Here is a 1,850-nt window from a genome sequence, read left to right as displayed (position 1 = left end):
GTTGGGAACTATTTTGATTAAATACTTCGATGTTACTATCTGTCAGGGCTCCTACGACTGTGGTGTCAGTTTCGGGGTTGTAGCGCACGAATAAAGCAGATCCCCGAATTCCAGCTCTGGCATTGGGAGTTTGCACGCGGGTCGTACCGCGTCCTGGCGGGATCAGGAGTAGTGCGGTACCATTGGACAATCGAAAGGTTCGCGTATTCGGCAAAAACTGGAATACTGCTTGTTCGCCAACCCGTGCCAGAGAACCATCATTGAAGCGCAATTCTGCTAGAGATTCTCGACCTGTAGCCAAGGAATCTCCAGGGTTCACCGGATCGGATACACGGGCCGGACGCCCTGTTTGATTTTGTGGGATTAACCGCACTAGGTTGCGTAGGCTCTGAATAACGGCTTTAGTTAATGGCATTTCCGCACTAGCCTCTGGAGGTAGAGGCAGTGTCATAATGCTCCACAAAATTAAGCCCAGGAGCAGAAGTAATTTATGAGACATGGATCTTTCCCAAAGTTGGAATATTTAACCCATACCAAAGCCGATAAAGGCAAACCCTTTACTTCCATCCTACAAAATCATTACTGAAACGCCTAATTGTTAAGGAGTATAAAGGGGAGTAAACGGCAGTAAAAAGCAGCTATACTCACCAGAAAAGCATAAAAAACTCTTATTATCACTTTATAGGTTATTTTTTAATCTAGAGATCTAACTCGTGGAGCGGGTGCGATCGAATCGATGGTACTGAGGGGGATTCAAAATCTACTTTGAATAAATTTCAGCCTAAAGCTATACTCCTCAAGCAATACACCAGCTATCAGCGAAAGCGCTACGCCCACGAGCTAGTATGGCTTAAGGAAACACCCTTTGCTAAAGGTGACGTTTTGACAGTAAAAAGATCTTTATTTGCTGGTAATTTCAAGCCACAATCTAAGTTTGTGCGACTGACTGATTTTGAATGCTGTTCAGAAATGGAAAAGACAGGAAATGTCTCGCTTTGCAAGCACCGCCTCTCAAAGGTGCAAGGGGAATGGGGCTCATATTTCGCGTTTTCGATTTTGTTAGTATCGAGTAGCGCAGTCTGGTCTTCTGTTGGATTGGCGGCGATCGCGTCCGATCCATTTGGCGATCGGGAAGTTGCTTCTTCTCTCCAATTGGCTTCAAAGATATCCTCTAGTTTTGAACGGATAAACGATAAGGAGTGCTTTGTAACTGCTCGATCTCCCTACACTCGATCGCTTCTTCGCCACCAGTCCGAATCTTCGACGCCAAGTAGCATTTCCCTGACTTCCAAACAGAACTTTCTGACGCAATGCGTGAGGTTGTTAACCGATTCCCAATGGCAGCTATCACCTTATGGAAGGCTATCTGAAGCAGGTGCGCCATCTCTGACAACGCCTGTAATCCCAAAGGTGCTAAGAATACACTCTCATATTCCACAAACCGATACAGCTAACCTACTGGCGAAACAAATTATTTTTCCAAGGGGCGATCGCAGCTCGGACGATCGACTGTCCCCAGCCGCAATATCTTCAGCATATAGCTTTTCCGCAGCAGACTTGAGTAGCGCCAGTTTGCAAGTTCCGATAATTAATCAACATCTCGATATTGATGAGCGGCTAAACGTAGTAGCAACTTTAGAAGAATTAGAAGCATTGTCTGATTTTAGTTCGATCGATCGTGCTTCTCTGGCGCAGCAGCCAGCCGGAAAGCCTGCACAAGAAATTCAACCAACACCATCGCCTTCCCCCACCTCTACACCTGCACCAACACAACAACAGTCGCAACCTTCTGCAACGGAAGACGATCCAGATTTGGGTAGGCTGCGCCTGCGGGAAAGGAAAGTGCCGCC

At 46.6% G+C, this 1,850-nt stretch carries 2 protein-coding genes; one reads left to right on the top strand and one right to left on the bottom strand.

Annotation, left to right across the window (positions count from 1 at the left end):
* Window positions 1-499 (bottom strand): FecR family protein (locus H6S82_RS31570; RefSeq protein ID WP_191057367.1); only part of this gene is annotated, 499 nt, incomplete at its 3' end.
* 266 nt (window positions 500-765) lie between these two features.
* Here H6S82_RS31570 and H6S82_RS31565 point away from each other — a divergent pair.
* The coding region (locus H6S82_RS31565) for a hypothetical protein (RefSeq protein WP_191057366.1) at window positions 766-1,850 on the top strand (1,085 nt) is incomplete at its 3' end.

It is taken from the genome of Planktothrix sp. FACHB-1355, assembly GCF_014748295.1.
Classification (GTDB): Bacteria; Cyanobacteriota; Cyanobacteriia; order Cyanobacteriales; family Aerosakkonemataceae; genus Aerosakkonema; species Aerosakkonema funiforme_A.
Note: the sequence above shows the minus strand (reverse complement) of the source record. Positions and strands in the feature narration are given on the sequence as shown.